15 protein-coding genes are annotated in these 17342 nt (G+C 69.6%); 9 read left to right on the top strand and 6 right to left on the bottom strand.

What is annotated here, in order from left to right; all coding sequences use genetic code 11:
• Nucleotides 1-14: 14 nt before the first annotated feature.
• Complete coding sequence (locus MA875_RS03505) at nt 15-1109, bottom strand: glycosyltransferase family 2 protein (RefSeq protein WP_504915090.1); 1095 nt, start codon at nt 1107-1109, stop codon at nt 15-17.
• A 40-nt stretch (nt 1110-1149) separates the two neighbouring features.
• Between MA875_RS03505 and MA875_RS03500 the strand changes: the two genes are divergently transcribed.
• The gene (locus MA875_RS03500; protein ID WP_248240308.1) at nt 1150-2442 is read left to right on the top strand and encodes a CDP-glycerol glycerophosphotransferase family protein; all 1293 of its coding nucleotides are present in this window, start codon (nt 1150-1152) and stop codon (nt 2440-2442) included.
• Nucleotides 2443-2493: 51 nt separating this feature from the next.
• Here MA875_RS03500 and MA875_RS03495 read toward each other — a convergent pair whose 3' ends face one another.
• From MA875_RS03495 to MA875_RS03485, 3 genes are all read right to left on the bottom strand, one after another.
• The gene (locus tag MA875_RS03495) at nt 2494-3882 is read right to left on the bottom strand and encodes an HNH endonuclease signature motif containing protein (RefSeq protein ID WP_248240307.1); all 1389 of its coding nucleotides are present in this window, start codon (nt 3880-3882) and stop codon (nt 2494-2496) included.
• Nucleotides 3883-3969: 87 nt separating this feature from the next.
• The gene (locus MA875_RS03490) at nt 3970-4902 is read right to left on the bottom strand and encodes a hypothetical protein (protein ID WP_248240306.1); all 933 of its coding nucleotides are present in this window, start codon (nt 4900-4902) and stop codon (nt 3970-3972) included.
• An 89-nt stretch (nt 4903-4991) separates the two neighbouring features.
• Nucleotides 4992-5684, bottom strand: a complete 693-nt coding sequence (locus MA875_RS03485; RefSeq protein WP_248240305.1) for a phosphocholine cytidylyltransferase family protein — start codon at nt 5682-5684, stop codon at nt 4992-4994.
• Between the two features lie 193 nt (nt 5685-5877).
• Between MA875_RS03485 and MA875_RS03480 the strand changes: the two genes are divergently transcribed.
• From MA875_RS03480 to MA875_RS03470, 3 genes are read left to right on the top strand one after another with little or no spacing between them, the layout of a single operon-like run.
• Nucleotides 5878-7392, top strand: coding sequence for an ATP-binding cassette domain-containing protein (locus MA875_RS03480; RefSeq protein WP_248240303.1), 1515 nt, complete (start codon nt 5878-5880; stop codon nt 7390-7392).
• Nucleotides 7368-8936, top strand: coding sequence for a hypothetical protein (locus MA875_RS03475; protein WP_248240301.1), 1569 nt, complete (start codon nt 7368-7370; stop codon nt 8934-8936). Before MA875_RS03480 ends, MA875_RS03475 begins: the two co-directional genes overlap by 25 nt.
• Nucleotides 8937-8984: 48 nt before the next feature.
• A complete protein-coding gene (locus MA875_RS03470; protein WP_248240299.1) occupies nt 8985-9248 on the top strand; it encodes a DUF3039 domain-containing protein in 264 nt (87 codons plus the stop codon).
• A gap of 21 nt (nt 9249-9269) precedes the next feature.
• Here MA875_RS03470 and MA875_RS03465 read toward each other — a convergent pair whose 3' ends face one another.
• Nucleotides 9270-10607: a nicotinate phosphoribosyltransferase gene (locus tag MA875_RS03465; RefSeq protein ID WP_248240298.1), complete on the bottom strand. Its 1338-nt coding sequence runs from the start codon at nt 10605-10607 to the stop codon at nt 9270-9272.
• A 58-nt stretch (nt 10608-10665) separates the two neighbouring features.
• On the opposite strand from MA875_RS03465, the gene murI reads away from it, so the two are divergent.
• The 4 genes from murI to MA875_RS03445 all read left to right on the top strand — a co-directional run bounded on the left by murI (nt 10666) and on the right by MA875_RS03445 (nt 13862).
• The gene (gene murI, locus MA875_RS03460) at nt 10666-11493 is read left to right on the top strand and encodes a glutamate racemase (RefSeq protein ID WP_248240297.1); all 828 of its coding nucleotides are present in this window, start codon (nt 10666-10668) and stop codon (nt 11491-11493) included.
• 9 nt (nt 11494-11502) lie between these two features.
• Entirely contained in the window at nt 11503-12246 is a 744-nt protein-coding gene (rph, locus tag MA875_RS03455; protein ID WP_248240296.1) for a ribonuclease PH, read from the top strand.
• A 2-nt stretch (nt 12247-12248) separates the two neighbouring features.
• A complete protein-coding gene (gene rdgB, locus MA875_RS03450; protein WP_248240295.1) occupies nt 12249-12848 on the top strand; it encodes an RdgB/HAM1 family non-canonical purine NTP pyrophosphatase in 600 nt (199 codons plus the stop codon).
• Between the two features lie 96 nt (nt 12849-12944).
• Nucleotides 12945-13862 (top strand): cation diffusion facilitator family transporter, encoded by a 918-nt coding sequence (locus tag MA875_RS03445; RefSeq protein ID WP_248240294.1) that lies wholly within the window; start codon nt 12945-12947, stop codon nt 13860-13862.
• Here the strand turns inward: MA875_RS03445 and MA875_RS03440 are convergent, their stop codons facing one another.
• The gene (locus MA875_RS03440) at nt 13863-16385 is read right to left on the bottom strand and encodes an ATP-dependent DNA ligase (RefSeq protein ID WP_248240293.1); all 2523 of its coding nucleotides are present in this window, start codon (nt 16383-16385) and stop codon (nt 13863-13865) included.
• A gap of 46 nt (nt 16386-16431) precedes the next feature.
• On the opposite strand from MA875_RS03440, the gene ku reads away from it, so the two are divergent.
• Nucleotides 16432-17331 (top strand): non-homologous end joining protein Ku, encoded by a 900-nt coding sequence (ku, locus tag MA875_RS03435; RefSeq protein ID WP_248240292.1) that lies wholly within the window; start codon nt 16432-16434, stop codon nt 17329-17331.
• Nucleotides 17332-17342 lie beyond the last annotated feature (11 nt).

Genomic DNA, 17342 nt, shown 5'->3' with positions numbered 1-17342 from the left:
GACGCCGCCGTCGCTCAGGGGAGCGGCGTGTTGCGATCACCGATGCGTGAGGTGTCGACGGTGTCGTCGGCGCCGCGGATGAGGCCGATGAGGAATCCCGTGCCCCAGGAGAAGTGCATCGTCGGCAGCACGGCCAGCGTCCACAGTTTGTCGCGCCATCCCGCGCCGCCGCCGGGGCCCGCCGCCACGACCACGATAAGCGCCACGTAGGCCAGCACGGGCAGGTGCACGAGAGAGGCGACGAGAGCAGGGATGCCGCTGAGGACAGCGGTGAGCTGGAGGACGGCGACCACCAGGGCGGCGACCGTGTCGATGACGAGTGCGGGCGGTGCGAAGAAGCGGAGAGAATTCACGAGGCCGTAGCGCCGCACGAGCTCGCCGCGCCATCGTCCGGTGGCGAAGAACTGCCGCGCGAGGCGGGTCCAGCTTTCGCGCGGCCAGTAGGTCACCGACAGGGTCGGATCGAACCACACCCGGTATCCGGCGCGACGGATGCGGAGGTTCAGCTCCCAGTCCTCGCCGCGTCGGATGGATTCGTCGAACAGCCCCACCTCCTCGAGGACCGCGCGGCGCATGACCCCGAGGTACGCCGACTCGGCATCGCCCTCGTCGGCTCCGCCGTGGTACGCTCCGCCGCCGAGGCCGATCCGGGAGTTGTAGGCCCGCGCGACGGCGCGCTGAAACGGGGTACGGCCGTCGGCCCGCATCACGCCGCCGACGTTCGCCGCTCCCACCCGCGTCAGCGTCTCCAGAGCACGACGGGTGTAGCCGCGTTCGAGTTCGGAGTGCGCGTCGACCCGCACGATGGTGGGGTAGCGACTCGCGCGGATGGCGATGTTCAAGCCAACCGGGATGTCTGCCGCCGGGTTGTCGACCAGCACGATGCGTGGGTCGCGGGCGGCGAGCTCCGTAGCGAGCTCGGTGGTGCCGTCGCTCGACGGCGCGAGGGCGATGATCAATTCGATCGGCGCGTCGACGTCCTGCGTCAGAACCGTGTCGACCGCGCGTGCGAGATAGTCCCGCTCGTTCAGAACCGGCATGACGAAGGACACTCCGGCGCCGGAGGGGACGGCGGGCGCTTCCCGTCGCTTCCGCTCGTCAGCCTGCACCCGTCGATCATGTCACGCGACCGCTGGCTAGTCTGGGTGGGTGAAGTGGGTGTCCGACGCGGGGAAGGCGCTCGCCCTGGTGCGGCGAGCTCTGGACAATCGAGCCGCCGTGGCAGATGTCCGGCGACGGCTGGCGGCCTCTGCGCCGCATCCCACGGATCATTACCGGATCGCGGTGTACTTCGCCGACGGCGCGGTGAACATGTATCAGATGCGGCAGTGGTACCGCCCGCTGCAGGAGCTGGCGCGCACCTGGCCCGTCGTCGTCCTCAGCCGGGCGGTCACCGGTGCGCGGGCGCTGCTGGAGGATGACGCCCTGCCGGTGGCCTTCGTTCCCACCGTGCGTGATCTGGAGCAGTTCCTCATCGCGGAGGACATCCGGATCGTGTTCTACGTCAACCAGAACACGAGGAACTTCCAGATGTTCCGCTACGGCCGGCGCTGGCACGTGTTCATCAACCACGGCGAGTCCGACAAGATGTACATGACCACCAACCAGTACAAGGCGTACGACGTGGCATTCATCGCGGGCGACGCCGCCCGCGACCGGCTGTCGCGGGTGCTGTGGGACTACGACCTCGACCGACGCACGCGGCAGATCGGCAGGCCACAGGCTGATCACTACTCGGGTTCGGTGCCCTATCCCTCCGACGACCGCACCGTGGTGCTCTACGCGCCGACCTGGGAGGGCGATCGTCCCTCCGCGCACTACGGGTCGATACGTACCCACGGGGAGGCTCTCGTCACCGCGCTGCTGGACACCGGACGCCACCGCATCGTGTACCGCCCCCATCCCCGGTCGGGCGTCGTCGATCCTGAATACGGCGCGGCCCATCGGCGTATCGTCGCGGCTCTCGGCGCGGCCAACGCCGCGGACCCGTCCGCCCACCACGTCCACGACGATCGACCCGAATTGGGGTGGCAGCTCGCGGCATCCGACATCGCCATCGTCGACATCTCCGCGATGGTGTACGACCGACTTGCTGCCGGAAAGCCCCTCCTGATCACTCGACCGGCCGATCCGGCCGCCGCCGTGGACCCGCATGGATACCTCTCGGCCTGCGAGTGGCTCGACGCCGACCGCGCGTCCGACGTCGTCGCCGAGACCGATCGCGTGCTGCGGGATCCCGAGGCGGTGTCGCGTCTCCAGCACTGGGTGCACCACTACTTCGGCGATACGACCCCGGGCGCGGCGACGGCGCGCTTCCACACCGCTGTGGCCGACCTCATGGCGTCGTGGGAGGAGTGGCATCTGCGCTCGGCGGATGTGGACGACGACGAGGACGATGTGCAGGACTCACCGGACCGCGAGGGCGAGGACGAACTCGACTAGGGCTCACGCCGAAGGGTGGTCGCCGCATTCCTCCTAGAGGCATGCGGGTCGTCAGAAGGGTGGGGGTTTTCGGGGGTCGTCGGGGTGTTCGCGGGTGATGCGGAACTTGATGCCCGGGTTCGTCCATGTCGCCCAAAGGTCGTCGGGGAGGTCTTCTTCCGGGGTGAAGTGGACCCCGTGTCCGGGTGGGTTGTCGATGTAGACCCGCCCGGTCGGGGAGGTCCACTCGATCACCCCGCCGTCGAGTTGTTTCACTTTCCAGGCGGTGAACTGTTTCATGCTGTGGTGTCGTTGACACAGGCAGCACAGGTTGCAGATCTCCGTCTTCCCACCCAGCGCGGCGTCGTGGTTGTGGTCGACCTCGCACTTGCGGGCGGGCATGCGGCATCCGGGCCACCGGCAGTGCCTGTCGCGACCTTTGAGGAACCGGTCCATGGCTGTGGTGCGCTGGTAGGTGTCCACCGCCATCGTCAACCCGGTGATCGGGTGGACGAGGAGCCGCTCCCACGTGTCGTAACTGTTCCCCGCCAGCAGCCTCGCGGTTCCCGCATCGATCGGGCCCACCCCGGCGAGGTCGCAGGGGACATCGCTCTGACCCATGAGGGCCATGACGGGGATCACGACCTGCACCTTCGCTTTGATCGCGCCGAGCCCGCCCGGCCGTCCACCGGGACCGACGGGGTCACCGGTGGGGTCGATGGTGGGGATGGCGGTGAGGAGCATGTCGGCGAACAGGTCGGCACGGACCTCGTCCAGGGACCGGGTGTCACCCGATCCCGGTTCCCGAACGGCGATGACGGCGTTGGCCTGCTCGGTGACGCGTTGGAAGATCCCCTCGATCAACACCGAGGAGTGCGCAGACCGCAGCTCCGACATCCCCTCCCCGATTGTGTACCGGACGATCTTCCGCCCCCGAAACGCCTCCTCGTGCCGTTCGGTGAGGGTGCGCGGGTTCATCCGCTCGGCGAGGATCTCCAACTCCGCCCGGGCACGGCCCGGTGTCTCGTCGAGGCAGATCTCCGCGGCGAGCTGATCGAACTCACCCTTCAGCCCGGTGGGGATACGTCGGCCGATGTCCTCCACCACCGCCACATGCGCCCTAGTGAGCAACCCCTTCTCCAGGCAGTGCACCGTCGCGGGATAGTCGTTGACCAGCGTGTAGGCGGAGTCGATCTGGCGTTGCACCGCACGGTCGGACACCCGCACCGCCGCCGCGATCTCCGCCGCCACACCCCGCAACGCCATATCCCGGTCCCGCACGACCGCGGACGACCCCTCCGCCAACCGCGCCGCGAACGCACCCGCCTCAGCCAGCGCCCGCGCCTGCTCAGCTTCGGCAGCCGCGAGCGCCACCTGCGCGGCCTCCACCCGGGTGAGCACCCCGCTCAGCTCCGAGCGGTCCTCGTCGCTGAGGAGGGTGAGCCGCGGGTTCGAACGCATGTATGAAGCATCCCACCACCCTCCGACATCCACACCCGAAACCCTCAACCAGAGGTTGAACCCGAATCAAGGCGAGACGTAGCGCCCTCAATCGAGGGAGGCGCGGCCGCTCGGATCGTGTGCGACCTCTTCACGCCCGTCGCGCCGAGTCCGGTGCACGGGGGAGATCGTCCGCGCAACGGCTCCGGTCGCGCCGGCGACGACCGCGCCCGCACGTCGAACGCCACGGGTCGCCGCAGATTCCCATCGCTGCGCTCCGGGCTTGGGCTCGACGTCCGGCGGAACGCTCGCCGGCGGAAGCCCGAAGGCGCGGCGTGAGCCCACGAGGACGCGTCGGCCGAGGATGTGGTTCCCGGCTCCGCCGACGGCGGCGCCGATGCCGAACGGCAACGCCTTGCCCAGCCAGCTCGCGCCGCCACGGGTGGCGAACTGTCTGACGAATGTCGACTTCAGCCGATCGACCAGCGGCCCGACCGCGGCGCGGGGGAGTGTCTTGGTGATGATCTCTCCCCAGTACGAATCGCGGCCGGGACCTTTGCCGCCCGCCTGCTGCGCGAGCTGCCGCAGAAGATCGACGCCCTCTGTGCCGAGCATGAGGGTGAGAACGAGGGCGCGGGCCCGGTCCGGGTCCGTCACCGCGATCCCGTGCACCTCCGCGACGGACTGAGCGAACAACGTCGTCGCCTCGAGAAAACCGACCGTTTCCACGCCGCTCAGGGCGAGCGTGACGCCGGTGCCGACACCGGGTATGACAGCGGTCGCGCCGACGGCTGCTCCGCCGGTCGTGACGGCGGCCAAATAGCGCCGCTCGAGCACCCGGATGATCTGGGCAGGTGTCGCATCCGGGTGACGAAGGCGGATGCTGCGCAGATGCGCAAGGACCACGGGACGCTGAATAGCGAGAACGCGGTCCAGGAGCCGGACGACATGCGGATGCTCCTCGGAGCCCACCGGGGGGAGTCCCCCTCGCCAGGGCGCGTCATCCGTCATCGAGTGGATGCGATGCACCTTCTCAGCCATGTCGGCGATCCTCCGTCTCGACGCCCCGCACGTTCTGAGTGTTGACGCCTGTGGCGAAGGGGAGCGGGTGCCTCACAGCTCCCGCGGACTCACACGAAGAGGTTCGCGCGCTCCAGGTCCTCGGCGAAATCCACTTCCACGGCGTACAGGTCGGAGATGTCCATAACGCGCAGCTGCAACCCGTCCTCGAGGATCGCCAGTTCGAGGGCACGCTCGAAGTAATCCTGATCCGCGACGCGATTCAGCTGGCGGATGAAGGCGCGCTTGTCGCGGCTGGAGATGTAGTTGATGCCGACGGCTTCGCCGATGCCGCCCGTGACCGTCTTGGACAGCTCCTTCACAAAACCCGCCTCGTCCAGCGTGTACTTGACTTCCTCGTCCGACACCTTGGCGGTGTTGACCGTGACGAAGGAGCGATCGTTCTCGATGAACTCGATGGCGCGGCCGAGGACACGAGGATCGAAGACGACATCGCCGTTCATCCAGAGCACCCCGCCCTTACCGGTCGCGGTGAGGGCGCGCAGGAGCGACTTCGACGTGTTGGTCTGGTCGTAGCGATCGTTGTGCACGTAATCCACGTCGGGGAAGGCATCGACGATGGCTTCGGCGCGGTACCCGACGACCGTGGTGATGCGCGCGTCGGTGCCGAAGGCAGCGCGGATGTTGTCATGCTGCTGCTGCATGATGCTGCGGCCGTCGTTCAACTCCGTGAGGGGCTTGGGCAGGCTGCGGCCGAGTCGCGAGCCCATGCCCGCGGCGAGAATAACGGTCTGAACGGTCAAGATCTGCTCCTGGAGTGTGCGATTCACTGTCGGTTAACCGACTGGACACTCCGTTGTGCCCATCTGATGGTAGCCATGTCCCCTGGGAGAGGGCATAATACCTTCCCGTCGTTGCAGCTTTGTGATATATCGAACGATGACGGTTCGCTCACAACCCGTTCGCCGAATCGGTTGCGCTTGATAGCGTGATGCAGTGACTCCCTCACTTCCGATGCCCGACGACGCTGATCCGGCTCTCGCCGACGGCGACAACCACGGCGTCGTGGCGCGTGAGGTCGAGATCAGACTGGTGCCTCCCCTCGTGTCATCCCCGCCAGAGGATGACACGGATCCGCGTCCGTCAGCGGGCACGACCAGTGAGGCGAAGGTCGAGAAAGCCGCGCCGCGCGCACCGCGCGCGCCGCGTACCCCGCGCAAGACCACGCCGCGGAAGAGCCCTGCGCGGAAGACCCCGGCCCCGCCGCGGACGTCCCGCCCGGAGCCGACGTCCTCCGCAGCCGTCCCGTCCGGACAGAGCATCGCCGAACCGGCCCCGGAGTCGCAGGCCCCGGCGGCCGTCACGGTCGTCATCCCGCCGATTCCTCCCCTTCCCGCCGTCTCCGACGACGCGATCGTCATCCCGCCGCGTCCGCCGCTGCCGCCGCTTCCCGCTCAGAGCGTCGCGCAGCAGGAAACGCCGATCGACACCACGCCGGCCGAGGTGACGCCGGTCGACGCGCCGACTGTCGAGGCGGCCCCGGTCGAAGCGACCACTGTCGAGGAAACCACTGTCGAGGACACCACCGCAGGTGACATCCCGGCGGGAGAGGCCTCGCTCGACGACGCGCCGGTCGAGGCGACGCCGGAGGGGGCCGTCGACGTCGACCTGTCCTCCGGAGACGACGCGGAAAGTGCACCGCTCTCGGTCACCTTCGCCGACAGTCTCGACCTGCCCGAGCCCGACATCGACCACGCCGCCCTCACCGTGCGCGGTGTGTCCAAGTCATTCGGCGGGACGCGGGCGGTCGACGGCATCGACCTCACCATTCCGGCGGGCACGTTCTACGGGCTCGTCGGTCCGAACGGTGCGGGGAAGACGACGACGCTGTCGATGATCGCGGGCCTGCTCCGCCCCGACAGGGGGACCATCCGGGTCGGTGATGTCGACGCGGGAGCCAAACCGCTCCAGGCCAAGAAGCTCATGGGCGTCCTCCCCGATCGGCTCCGCACCTTCGATCGCCTGACCGGTCGCCAACTCCTCTACTACTACGGTGTGCTGCGCGGGGTCCCCTCGTCGGTGGTCGAGGCGCGCAGTGCGGATCTGGCTCGTGCGTTCGATCTGACCGACGCGCTGCACCGGGTGGTGTCGGACTACTCGGCAGGAATGGTCAAGAAGATCATGCTCGCCGGCGCGCTGATCCACTCGCCGAGACTGCTGGTTCTGGATGAGCCGTTCGAGTCGGTCGACCCGGTGTCGAGCGCCGTGATCCTCGACATCCTGTCGGCCTACGTCTCGCACGGAGGAACCGTCATCCTGTCCAGCCACGGCATGGAGTTCGTCGAGCGGGTCTGCTCGCGCGTCGCGGTCATCGTCGCCGGTCAGGTGCTGACCGAGGGCACCATCGACGAGGTGCGTGGCGAGCTGACGCTGGAGCAGCGCTTCATCGAGCTCGCCGGGGGACTGAGCGACGTGGAAGGCCTGGAGTGGTTGCACACGTTCTCCGACTGAGGCTCGCCCTCGTCGTCGGGGCTCTGCGTGGCGACCGGCGCCACACCACCCGGATTATCCTCGGAGTGATCGTGCTCGTCGCGGCTGTCGCCGCCGCCTGCTGGGCCCTGCTGACCCTCGCCGATGCCCGGCCACCGGTCGTGCTCGCCGTGACCGTCCTCGGCGGCGCCGGCGTCACCCTCGGCTTCGCGCTCGCACCCGTGGTCGCCTCGGTATCCGATCCGCTCGACCCTCGCCGATTCGCCGTCCTCGGACTCGCCCCGACGCCGTTGGCCGCGACGCTCGCGGTGGCGGGACTCGTGAGCGTGCCGATCGCGGCGCTCGCCGCGGTGACCGTGGCAGCCGGCATCAGCTGGAGCGAGCTCGGAGCGCCGTGGTGGGCTGTCACGCTCGGCATCCTGCTGGCCGTCACCACGTGCGGACTGCTCGCGCGGGTCGGAATGGCCATCACCTCCCTCTTCCTGCGCGACCGTCGTTCTCGCGAGCTCACCGGACTGTTCATCCTCGCCGTGCTCGTCGTCGTCGTGCCCGTCGGGGTGTTCCTCGCCTCGCTCGAGTGGCGCGGAACGGTTCCCCCGCAGCTGTCCGAGGCGATCGAGATCCTCGCGCTCACCCCTCTCGGCGCCGCGTGGGCCTTCCCTGGTCTCGTCATGACCGGCGCCGAGGCCGCGCCCCTGGCATTCCTGGTGGCCTTCCTCACCGTTGCAGCCCTCACCGGGTTGTGGTTCCTTCTGGTCCGGGTTCTCCTGACCACCTCCGAGCGCCCGCTCACCGGACGCGAACGGGGCGGTCTCGGCTGGTTCGCCGTCGCTCCCGGCACCCCGGGGGGTGCGATCGCGGCGCGGAGCCTTCTCTATTGGCTGACCGACCGCCGGTATCTCGTCAACGTGCTCGTGATCCCGATCGCCGCCGCGCTCACCGTCGTGCCGCTGCTCGTCGCGGGCGTGCCGCTGGAGATCGCCGTGCTCGTTCCCGTTCCCGTGGCGGCGCTCTTCTTCGGATGGCTGCCCCACAACGATCTCGCGTACGACTCCACAGCGGTCTGGATGCACATCGGCAGCGGTGTCCGTGGCGCCTCCGACCGCGTCGGGCGCCTCGTCCCCATCATCCTCATCGGCGTCGTCCTCCTGGCGGTCGCCGTCCCGATCAGCATCTCGATGCACGGCCGGTGGTCGGCGCTCCCGGCGATGACAGGACTCTGCGCCGCGCTCTTCCTCTGCGGCCTGGGGCTTTCGAGCATCAGCTCGGCGATGTGGCCGTATCCGGTCACGCGCCCCGGCGACAGCCCCTTCCAGCAGCCGCAGCGCACCGGGTCGGGGGGAGCGCTGGCGCAGGCGTTCGTCATGATCGGTGCGATCCTGCTGAGCGCCCCGGTGGCCTGGTGGGGGTGGCTCTCGCTCGGTCGAGACGAGGACGCGACGACCCTCGCGCTCTGGGGTGGTCTGGCGATCGGCGCGTTCACGGCGATCTCCGGCATCGCGGTGGGTGCCGCGGTCTTCGAGCGTCGGGGAAGCCGGATCATGGAGTTCGCCGAGTCGTCCTGAGCGTCGGCGCCTGCCCCGCGTCCGACCGCGCGGGTACACTTTCACCTCATGAGCACGCCCCTCGACAGCCCTGACCAGGGCGGCCTCGCCACCCTCGACCGCGAGCTCGAAGAGCTCATTCGCGAGGAGAGCCTCGAGCCCGGAGACCACGAGCGGTTCTCGCACTACGTCAAGAAGGACAAGATCCTCGAGTCGGCCATGACCGGCAAGCCCGTCCGGGCCCTGTGCGGGAAGAAGTGGACACCCGGGCGTGATCCGGAGAAGTTCCCGGTGTGCCCCACGTGCAAGGAGATCTACGACTCGATGGTCTGAGCCGACCCCACGTGCAACCCGTCACGCCACGTCGACGAAGACGGTCGGAAGTGCCGGGTCGGACCGGCTGAGCGCGAGGGCCGTGACGGGAAGCTCCTCCCGCACGCGGGCGTGGTGCTCTCGAGCTCGGGCCACGCCTTCGGGGCCGAGGGCCGTCGCGTCGGTCTCGCCTGCCTCGACCAATGCCACCTGCAGCGGCCGGGCATCGGGATGATCGACCTCGGTCGCCATCCGCTCGAACCCGTCGGATACCGCGATCAGTTCGGATGTCGCGGTGCCCGCCTCCAGCGTGCGGAAGGCGGCCTTGCGGCCACCGCGGGAGGCCTTGTCGGTCGAAGCCTTCGCCACGGGAACCCAGGCGCCCGCCGCATCCTGCCGGGCGACGAGCTTGTAGACCATCCCAGCGGTCGGGGATCCCGAGCCGGTCACCACGGAGGTTCCGACGCCGTAGGAATCCACCGGCGAGGCGGCGAGAGCGGCGATCGCGAATTCATCGAGGTCGCTCGTGACCGTGATCTTCGTCCGTGTCGCGCCGAGCCGGTCCAGCTGATCCCGCACCGCCGCGGCGACCGTGGGCAGATCGCCCGAATCGATCCGCACGCCACCCAGTTCGGAGCCGGCGACCCGGATCGCCGTCTCGACCCCGGCCTCGATGTCATACGTGTCCACGAGGAGGGTGGTGCCCACGCCGAGGGCATCGACCTGGGAGCGGAAGGCATCCTCCTCCGTGTCGTGCAGGAGGGTCCAGGCGTGGGCGGCCGTCCCCATCGTCGGAACCCCCCATTCGCGGCCGGCCTGGAGGTTGCTCGTCGCGGCGAAGCCCGCGATGTAGGCGGCGCGTGCCGCGGCGACGGCCGATCGCTCCTGCGCCCGACGTGAACCCATCTCGGCCAGGGGCCGGTCACCCGCGGCGACGCTCATGCGGGCCGCTGCGGTCGCCACCGCGGAGTCGTGGTTCATCACGCTCAGCGCGAGGGTTTCCAGGACGACCGCTTCGGCGAAGGTGCCCTCGACCACGAGGATCGGCGAACCCGGGAAGTAGGCCTCACCCTCGCGATAGCCGTGGATCGTGCCGGTGAACCGGTACTCCTCGAGGAAGCGGAGGGTCGTGGCATCCACCACGCGGTGATCTCGCAGGAACCGCAGCTCGTCGTCGCCGAAGCGGTAATCGGCCAGCAACTGCAGGAAGCGTCCGGTGCCGGCGACGACGCCGAATCGGCGTGCGCCGGGAAGACGCCGGCCGAAGAGCTCGAAGACGCATCGCCTCTCGGCGGTCCCGTCGCGCAGGGCCGCGTCGAGCATGGTCAGCTCGTAGCGATCGGTCAGAAGCGCGCTGGACGGCGCGGCGGAAGCGCTCATGGCGGTCACTCTATCGACGCGCACGGGGCCCGGGTGGCGCGGCGTAGGCTGGATGACCGTGAACGATGCGCCGATCGGAATCTTCGACTCGGGGGTCGGCGGTCTCACCGTCGCCCGCGCGGTGTCGGCACAGCTGCCGCGCGAGTCGATCCTCTACATCGGCGACACCGCCCGCTCGCCCTACGGGCCCAAGCCGATCGCCGATGTGCGCCGCTACGCCCTGGAGATCCTCGACACCCTCGTCGAGGAGGGTGTGAAGATGCTCGTCATCGCGTGCAACACCGCCTCGGCGGCGATGCTGCGCGACGCGCGGGAACGCTACGACGTCCCGGTCGTCGAGGTGATCGGACCCGCCGTTCGGACGGCGATGTCCACGACGCGCAACGGCCGGATCGGTGTCATCGGCACGGCGGGCACGATCGGGTCCGGCGCCTACCAGGACATGCTCGAGGTCAACGCGCGGCTCGAGGTGTTCGCGCAGGCATGCCCCGCGTTCGTCGACTTCGTCGAAGCGGGGGAGACCGACACGCCGCGGGTCCTCGCGACCGCCGAGGAGTACCTCGCACCGCTCCGCCACGCCGGTGTGGACACGCTGGTGCTCGGGTGCACGCACTACCCCTTCCTCGAGGGCGCGATCAGCTACGTCATGGGACAGGGCGTGAGCCTGGTCTCCAGTGACACCGAGACGGCGAAGGATGTCTACCGCCAGCTGGTCAGCCGTGACCTGCTCGCCGGCCCCGATGCGGTCGCGCGGCATGTCTACGAGGCCACCGGGGCATCGGCGGACGACTTCGTCCGCCTCGCCCACCGACTGATGGGACGCGAGGTGCGCGACGTCCGTCTCGTCCAGACCGGCGCCATCGACCTGCCCGCATCCCGGGCCTGAAGGAGACACATGTCCGACATCACCCGTGCCGACGGCCGCAGCCCCGGCGACCTCCGCCCGATCACGATCGAACGGGGGTGGAGCACACAGGCCGAGGGCTCGGCGCTGATCTCCTTCGGCGGAACGCGGGTGCTGTGCACCGCCTCGTTCACCAACGGCGTCCCGCGGTGGCTCACGGGGAAAGGCAGGGGCTGGGTCACCGCCGAGTACGCCATGCTGCCCCGGGCGACGAACGATCGCAATGACCGGGAGAGCGTCAAGGGTCGGATCGGCGGCCGCACTCACGAGATCTCCCGTCTCATCGGGCGGGGGTTGCGCGCGGTCGTCGACACCATGGCCCTCGGCGAGAACACGATCGTCATCGACTGCGACGTGCTCCAGGCAGACGGCGGCACCCGCACGGCCGCGATCACCGGTGCCTACGTCGCCCTGGCCGACGCGATCGAATGGGGACGCGAGAAGAAGTTCATCGCGCAGCGCGCGACCCCCCTGATCGACTCGGTGTCCGCCGTGTCGGTGGGCATCGTCGACGGGGAGCCGCTGCTCGACCTCGCGTACGTGGAGGACGTGCGCGCGGAGACCGACATGAACGTCGTCGTCACCGGCCGTGGGCTCTTCGTCGAAGTGCAGGGAACGGCCGAGGGTGCACCCTTCGACAAGCGCGAGCTCGACGCCCTGCTCGAACTCGCCCTGGCCGGCTGCGCCGACCTCCGTGAGATCCAGGCCGCAGCCTTGAGCGCCGGCAAGGACTGAGGATGCCGCGGCCGATCGTCCTCGCCACCCACAATGCGCACAAGGTCGCCGAGTTCCAGGCGATCGTGGCCCGGGTTCGTCCCGACCTCGTCGTCACCGGCTACGACGGGCCCGAGCCCGTGGAGGACGGGGTGACTTTCGCGGCGAACGCGCTGATCAAGGCGCGGACGGCCGCTGCGCACACCGGTCTCCCCGCGCTCGCCGACGACTCCGGCATCCGCGTGGACGTGCTCGGCGGCGCCCCCGGGGTGTTCTCCGCCTATTGGGCGGGACACCGGAAGGATGACGCCGCGAACCGCGCGCTCCTGCTCGACCAGCTCTCCGACATCCGCGACCCGAACCGCGCAGCGCAGTTCGTCTCGGTGATCGCCCTCGTTCAGCCGAGCGGGAGGGAGCACACGGTGGAGGGGATCTGGCCCGGGCGGCTCGCCACGGCCGAGCGGGGGACGGGCGGCTTCGGCTACGATCCGATCTTCGTCCCGGACGGTCAGCCCGCGGCGACCGAGCGGACCGTCGGCGAGTGGGATGCGCGGGAGAAGAACGCGCACTCCCATCGGGCTCGCGCTTTTGAGCGTCTGGCGCCGCTGCTGTCGGCCCTCTGAGTCCGAACGACGTGGCCGGTATCCGCTGAAAAGGAGTCTCATTCCCGACAGGCGTGCCCGGCTCACGGGGAACCCCCGCGGATCTAGCCTGGAACGGTGCACACTCACCCCGAGCCCGCCGGCGGCTGGCGCAGCGCCTCGAGCCGCCGGCTCCTGACCATCTCGCTCGGGATCACCGCGACGGTCATGGTGGTCCAGGTCGTCGGAGCGATCCTCTCGGGATCCCTCGCCCTCATCGCCGATGCGGCGCACATGTTCACCGACGCGGCGGGCCTCGTCATCGCCCTCCTCGCCGCCGTCGTCGCCGCGCGTCCCGCCACCGACCGTCGCACCTTCGGCTATCAGCGGGCGGAGGTCTTCGGCGCCCTCGCCAACGGTGTCATCCTCGTCGTCCTCGCGGTGTGGGTCGGCGTCGAGGCCGTCTCCCGACTGGTGAACCCCGCGGAGGTCGAGGTCGCAGGTGGTGTGATGCTCCTCGTCGCGGTGATCGGTCTCATCGCCAACGGTGCCGCGATGTGGCTGCTGAGCGCCGCCCAGAAGACGAACCTCAACGTCCGCGGTGCCTATCTCGAGGTCCTCGGCGACCTCCTCGGCTCGATCGCGGTGATCATCGCCGCCGTGGTGATCCTACTGACCGGGTGGGCGCCCGCCGACGCGATCGCGTCGCTCGCGATCGCGGCGATGATCGTGCCTCGGGCGGTGGCGCTTCTCCGGGAGGTCGCGTCCGTGCTCAGCGAGGCCGCCCCGCGGGGCATGGAGGTCCGCGACATCCGGGCGCACATCCTCGGCACGCCCGGCGTCGTCGACGTGCACGACGTCCACGTCTGGCAGCTCACGCGGGGCGCGCCCGTCTTCAGCGCCCACGTCGTCGTGTCCGCAGACGTGATCGCCGAGGGGCGCTCGGACGCTGTGCTGCGGGAGCTGCAGGGCTGCCTGTCGGAGCACTTCGACGTCGCGCACTCGACGTTCCAGGTCGAGGGCGCGGGGCACGTCGAGCACGACGCGCACGCCTGATCAGTCCTCCCGGACCACGTCTTCCGGGGCCTTGTCGGGCCGCAGCCCCCGCCAGCGGGAGTGCCGCAGGATTCCCGTCGGCGTGAATTCGCCGAACTCGACCTCGGCCACGAGCTCCGGTCGCACCCATTGCACACCGCGGGTATCGGCGGCAGGCACGCCGACGAGCGGGTTCCGATCCGTCGCCAGGGGGGCAAGGCGCTCCTGAAGCGCGCGGAGTTCTCGGTCACTGAAGCCCGTTCCCACACGCCCCGCGTAGCGAAGGCCGTCCTCACCGGGGATCCCGAGGAGAAGCGAGCCGAAGGTGTGCGCCCGTCCGCCCTGGCCGGGCCGGATCCCCGCGATGACGACCTCCTGCGTCCGGGTGAGCTTGACCTTCAGCCACGACTCCGACCGCACGCCGCGCCGATAGGGCGACCCGGGATCCTTCACCACGACGCCCTCCAGGCGAAGTCGCCCGCTCGTCTCCAGCGCGATGTCGACGTCTTCGAACACCGGTGGCGTGACGAGGGCGGGAAGGGATGCCGCGGCGAGGCGCTCCAGGATCGCCCGCCGCTGCCGGAGAGGCAGGCTCGTGACATCCTTCCCCTCGGCCACGAGCACGTCGAACAGGTAGTAGTGGACGGGGGTGAGGGCCGCCGCGCGGGCGATGTCGCCCTCGCGGACGAGGTTCATGCGCGTCTGGAGGAGCGGGAAGCTCGGCCGGCCGTGGTCGAGGGCGACCAGCTCGCCGTCGACGATCGCCGGGGTCGAGCCGAGCCCGGCGTCCTCACCGCTGATCTCGGGATAGCGCGCCGTCAACTCGTTGCCGCTGCGGGCCCACAGGCGCAGGCGCCGACCGTCCCAGACGCCGACGGCGCGGATCCCATCCCACTTCGCCTCGGCCCATGCCGAGCCCCAGCGCGCGGCGTCGGAGCGGGCGCGGGCCGGGGTGGCAGAGGTCGAGAGCATGGGCGCCAGGTCCTTCGGACGGGGCGGCCACGCCGCGTCGGGCGCGGCGACGAGGAGAGCGTCGAGGTCGTGCTCCCCGGCTACGGGCATCTCCTCCGATCCGGCCGGTGGGGACGCGGGCGCAGGAGGCGACGCCGTGACCGGCTGGGCATCGGCCTGCGGGCGGCCCGCGGCATCCGTCTTCATGCGGTGGAGAAGCCAACTGGATCTCTCACCCTCGCCGCCCGTGCGGATCAGGGCCAGCCGCACGCGACCGAGCGGGCCGCCCGGACGACCCTCGGCGGTGAAGATGACCTCATCCTCGCGCCACTTCTCCGGCTCGTAGCGACCGGTGTCCCAGATCGTCATCGTCCCGGCGCCGTACTGGCCGGGAGGGATCGTGCCCTCGAAGGTCGCGTACTCCATCGGGTGGTCCTCGGTCATGACGGCGAGGGTGTTGCGGGCGGTGGAGTGCGGGATGCCGCGGGGCACCGCCCAGCTGACGAGCACGCCCTCGTGTTCGAGGCGAAGGTCCCAGTGCAGACGCGAGGCGTGGTGCTCCTGGATGACGAAGAGGGGGGGCGCGCCGGCAGTCGACGACGCGGGTGTCGGGACCGTCGGCACGGGTTCGGGGGTGGCGCCGGCGGTGCGTTTGGCGATGTACGCCGTGAGCGGGCGACCGCTCTCGGGTGCCGGGTCCGCGGCCCGTGCGTCCAAGGCGGCGAGGGGGTCGCCGGACTCCGCGACACGGTCGAGGACCTCATCGAATCGGAGGTGATGCAGGTCCGGGTCGTCCAGCTCCTCCCACGTGCGCGGCGTCGCCACCGTGGGATGCGAGCGACCGCGCAGGGAGTAGGGCGCGATGGTGGTCTTGGAGCCGTTGTTCTGGCTCCAGTCGATGAGCACGCGGCCGTCGCGGACGGCCTTCTTCATGCTGCTGACGACGAGGTCGGGGTGGTCGGCCTCGATCGCCCGGGCGAGTTCATGGGCGAGCCGCGATGCGCTGTCGCTCGTCTGGCCCGGCGGCAGCGCGCAGTACAGCTGAAGTCCCTTACTGCCGCTGGTCACCGGGTGGGGTTCGAGTCCCATCGGGGAGAGGATGTCGCGCGCCCACCGTGCGACCTCGGCGCATTCGACGAGGCCGACGCCCGGACCGGGGTCGAGGTCGAGCACGAGACGGTCGGCATCGCCGCGCTCGCCGTCGGCCGTGAAGCGCCACTGCGGCACGTGCAGTTCGAGACTGGCCACCTGGGCGAGGTAGACGAGAGTCGGCAGATCCTCGACGAGCGGATACGCCTTGGTGCCGGAGGAGTGGGGGATCGGCACCCGCCGAACCCATTCAGGGGCACCCGGTTCGAGGTCCTTGGCGAAGAACGACATCTCCGGGTGGGCATCGGTGCCGACGCCGTCGGGCCACCGCTTGCGGGTCACCGGTCGACCGGCGACGTGCGGCAGCAGCACCGGGGCGATGCGCGTGTAGTAGGAGATGACCTCGCCCTTGGTGGTGCCCGTCTCGGGATACAGCACTTTGTCGAGGTTCGTCAGGCGCAGCCGCCGACCGCCGATGCGGACCAGTTGCTCATCGCCGGGCATGACGCAAGGGTAGCCGCGAGCGGTGTGACAGGTGTTCACTGGTGTGATGAGGTCGATCTGGAAGGGCGCGCTGACGTTCGGGCTGGTCAACGTTCCGGTGAAGGTCTATTCCGCCACCGAGGACCACGATGTGTCGCTCCACCAGGTGCACAACAAGGACGGCGGTCGCATCCGCTACCAGCGCGTCTGCGAGATCGACGGGGAGGTCGTCCCGTACAGCGACATCGACCGTGCCTACGATGACGGCCAACAGACGGTCATCCTCACCAAGGACGACTTCGACGCCCTGCCGGCGGAGAAGAGCCGTGAGATCGACGTGGTCGAATTCGTACCGAGCGATCAGGTCGACCCGCTGCTGTTCGACAAGGCCTACTACCTCGAGCCGGACTCGGCGTCGCCCAAGGCCTATGTGCTGCTGCGGCGGACTCTCGAGCAGACCGATCGCACCGCGATCGTGCGATTCTCGCTCCGGCAGAAGACACGGCTCGCGGCGCTGCGGGTGCGTGGCGATGTCCTGGTGCTGCAGACCCTGCTGTGGTCGGACGAGGTGCGCGAGGCGGCGTTCCCGTCGCTGGAGGAGGACGTGAAGATCTCGGGCAAGGAACTGGAGCTGTCCGCGGCGCTCGTCGACAGCTTCGCCAGCGACTTCGATCCGGCCGAGTTCACCGACGACTACCAGGAGGAGCTGCGCACCCTCATCAAGGCCAAGATCGAGCAGGGCGACGCGATCGACACGGCCGAGACCTTCGGTACCGAGGACGAGGAGGACGGCGGCGGCGAGGTCATCGACCTGATGGAGGCGCTGCGCGCCAGTGTCGAGCGCTCGCGCGCGGAACGATCGGAGAAGAAGGATGCCGCGCCGTCGGGAAAAGCGAGCGGCTCCGCCGCATCGAGCGGCCCCGCGAAGAAGAAGACGCCGCGGAAGAAGGCCGCCAAAGCGTCCTAGCGCCGTCCGCC

The sequence above is a fragment of the Microbacterium kunmingense genome, assembly GCF_023155745.1.
GTDB classification, from domain to species: domain Bacteria; phylum Actinomycetota; class Actinomycetes; order Actinomycetales; family Microbacteriaceae; genus Microbacterium; species Microbacterium kunmingense.
Note: the sequence above shows the minus strand (reverse complement) of the source record. Positions and strands in the feature narration are given on the sequence as shown.

What these genes read in the sequence shown, in the direction of transcription:
- MA875_RS03495 (WP_248240307.1), bottom strand. Translation starts at nt 3,882, where the DNA reads ATGCGTTCGAACCCGCGGCTCACCCTCCTCAGCGACGAGGACCGCTCG.
- MA875_RS03490 (WP_248240306.1), bottom strand. Translation starts at nt 4,902, where the DNA reads ATGGCTGAGAAGGTGCATCGCATCCACTCGATGACGGATGACGCGCCC.
- MA875_RS03470 (WP_248240299.1), top strand. Translation starts at nt 8,985, where the DNA reads ATGAGCACGCCCCTCGACAGCCCTGACCAGGGCGGCCTCGCCACCCTC.
- MA875_RS03465 (WP_248240298.1), bottom strand. Translation starts at nt 10,607, where the DNA reads ATGAGCGCTTCCGCCGCGCCGTCCAGCGCGCTTCTGACCGATCGCTAC.
- rph (WP_248240296.1), top strand. Translation starts at nt 11,503, where the DNA reads ATGTCCGACATCACCCGTGCCGACGGCCGCAGCCCCGGCGACCTCCGC.
- rdgB (WP_248240295.1), top strand. Translation starts at nt 12,249, where the DNA reads ATGCCGCGGCCGATCGTCCTCGCCACCCACAATGCGCACAAGGTCGCC.
- MA875_RS03440 (WP_248240293.1), bottom strand. Translation starts at nt 16,385, where the DNA reads ATGCCCGGCGATGAGCAACTGGTCCGCATCGGCGGTCGGCGGCTGCGC.
- ku (WP_248240292.1), top strand. Translation starts at nt 16,432, where the DNA reads ATGAGGTCGATCTGGAAGGGCGCGCTGACGTTCGGGCTGGTCAACGTT.